Genomic DNA, 2,865 nt, shown 5'->3' with positions numbered 1-2,865 from the left:
CAGAAAAAGAATATGAGCAATTAAAGAGTCGATTAGGAGTTATTCGAACGGATTCTATTGCGAAAGGGTGCCCAGACATAAAAGAAGCAATTAACGCTGCTGAGGCGGTATTAACACTTTCTTCTACAACAAACGGTCATATGGCTGTAAAAGCATGGGAAGCACTTGAAAAACAAACCGATTTAAAACTACGTGATTTAGCAGAAGAACGTGAAGAAGAATGCTTCACATTTGAACAAATTACAGCGCAGCCTAAAACAGTAATTACTTCTCCAGCCTTTACGGGTTCTGAAAAAGGTGGACGACGTTACTCACCATTTACAACCAATGTTGAGCGTCTCATCCCTTGGAGAACGATAACCGGTCGACAATCTTTCTACTTAGATCACGACATGATGAAAGAATTTGGTGAAACGATGGCAACATTTAAACCAATTCTGCAACATAAACCGTTTCGTAAATCACGACCTGAAGTAGAAGGGAAAGAAATTACACTAAACTATTTAACACCGCATAATAAGTGGTCGATTCATAGTATGTACTTCGATTCATTGCCGATGTTAACGCTGTTTAGAGGCGGTCCAACTGTTTGGATGAACAAAGATGACGCGAATGAAGCTGGAGTTGCCGATAATGATTGGATTGAATGCTTTAATCGTAACGGCGTTGTCGTAGCACGTGCTGTTGTAACGCACCGTATACCGAGGGGAATGGCATTTATGCACCATGCACAAGATCGTCACATTAACGTGCCTGGTACGAAATTAACAAGCACCCGCGGGGGAACACATAATAGTCCAACCCGTATTCACGTTAAACCAACACATATGATTGGTGGATATGGCCAATTAAGCTATGGATTTAACTACTATGGTCCGACGGGGAACCAGCGTGACTTAAATGTCGTAATCCGTAAACTGAAGGAGGTAGATTGGCTTGAAGATTAAAGCGCAAGTCGGAATGGTAATGAACCTAGATAAATGCATCGGCTGCCACACTTGTAGCGTAACATGCAAAAACACCTGGACAAATCGTCCAGGTGCTGAATATATGTACTTCAATAACGTAGAAACGAAACCTGGAATTGGTTATCCGAAACAATGGGAAGATCAGGAGAAATACAAAGGCGGCTGGGAATTAAAAAATGGTGAAATTCAGCTGAAATCCGGTTCGAAAATGAAGCGTCTTATGAACATTTTCCACAATCCAGATCAACCAACAATCGATGATTACTTTGAACCTTGGAATTATGATTATGAAACGTTAACAAACAGCCCGCAGCGTAAACATCAACCAGTTGCTCGTCCAAAATCAGCAATTACGGGCGAATTTATCGACAAAATTGAATGGGGTCCAAACTGGGAAGATGATTTAGCAGGTGGACATATAACAGGATTACAAGATCCGAACGTCAAGAAAATGGAAGAAGGAATTAAAACGGATTTTGAAAATGTCTTTATGATGTATTTACCACGCATATGCGAACATTGTATGAATCCATCTTGCGTTTCGTCTTGTCCATCTGGTGCGATGTATAAACGTGAAGAAGATGGGATTGTCCTTGTTGATCAAAATGCATGTCGTGCTTGGAGATTTTGTGTATCGTCTTGTCCGTATAAAAAAGTGTATTTTAACTGGCAAACAAATAAAGCAGAAAAATGCACAATGTGTTTCCCGCGTATTGAAGCTGGTATGCCAACAATTTGCTCTGAAACATGTGTAGGACGTATTCGCTATATAGGGGTAATGTTATATGACGCTGACAAAGTAAAAGAAGCAGCTTCTGTTGAAAATGAAAAAGATTTATATGAATCTCAGCTTACTGTTTTCCTAGATCCAAATGATCCAGAAGTAATAGCTGAAGCAAAAAAACAAGGAATTCCTGATGAATGGATGAAAGCGGCACAGGAGTCACCTATTTATAAAATGATTATTGATTGGAAAATTGCTCTTCCTCTTCATCCAGAGTACCGTACAATGCCGATGGTTTGGTATATCCCACCGCTTAGCCCGATTATGAATATGGTGGAGGGGAAAGGAAGTAACTGGCAAGCAGAAGAGATTTTTCCTGCTATTGATAATATGCGTATTCCAATTCAATATTTAGCGAATTTACTCACTGCAGGAGATGAATCGCACATTCGTCTTACATTGAAAAAAATGGCTGTCATGCGAACACATATGAGAGCACTGCAAATTAATAAAGAACCAAATGAAGCAGTATTAAAAGAAATTGGTTTAACGAAAGAGGATGTAGAAGATATGTATCGTCTTCTTGCCATTGCGAAATATAAAGATCGCTTCGTCATTCCGACATCTCACCGCGAACAAGTTGCAGATTTATATAGTGAACAAGGAAGCTGTGGTCTTTCCTTTACAGGTGGCCCAGGCTCTTGTATGACAATCTCTTAAATAAAGGGGGCAGACAAATATGAAACAAAGTTTACAAACGGCTTTTTCTTGTTCTTCTTTTCTTCTCTCCTATCCTGAACTAGGTTGGAGAGAAGCTTTACTAGAATTACAGGAAGAGATTCAAGAAATTGAACAGGAAGAAATCAGAGCATCACTTACAACATTTATAAAAGCAGCGCTAGATAAAACAGACAATCAACTTATTGATYCTTACGTCTATACATTCGACTTTGGAAAGAAGACAAATATGTATCTTACCTACATGAAAACAGGTGAACAAAGAGAGCGTGGAATTGAATTATTAGAGTTAAAACAGCATTATCAAAAATCTGGTTTTAACGTAACAGATAAAGAACTACCTGATTATTTACCGCTTTTACTTGAGTTTCTTGCAAACGCGAATGAAAAAGATAGCGAACCAATTATGAGTAAATACACGGAAAATATACAAGC

The 2,865-nt window shown here is 38.9% G+C and carries 3 protein-coding genes; all 3 read left to right on the top strand.

Features of this window, described 5'->3' with window-relative positions:
• Positions 1–947 (top strand): molybdopterin dinucleotide binding domain-containing protein (locus tag AC1DTM_RS21660; RefSeq protein WP_477000845.1); only part of this gene is annotated, 947 nt, incomplete at its 5' end.
• Entirely contained in the window at positions 937–2,412 is a 1,476-nt protein-coding gene (gene narH, locus AC1DTM_RS21655) for a nitrate reductase subunit beta (protein ID WP_016104676.1), read from the top strand. The genes AC1DTM_RS21660 and narH, both read left to right, overlap by 11 nt.
• Before the next feature lie 19 nt (positions 2,413–2,431).
• Positions 2,432–2,865: nitrate reductase molybdenum cofactor assembly chaperone (gene narJ / locus AC1DTM_RS21650; protein ID WP_477000844.1), on the top strand; the 434-nt coding region annotated here is incomplete at its 3' end.

The sequence above is a fragment of the Bacillus sp. P4_D3 genome (genome assembly GCF_056401855.1).
The sequence above is the reverse complement of the archived record's forward strand: the minus strand, read 5'-3'. Positions and strand labels throughout refer to the sequence as shown.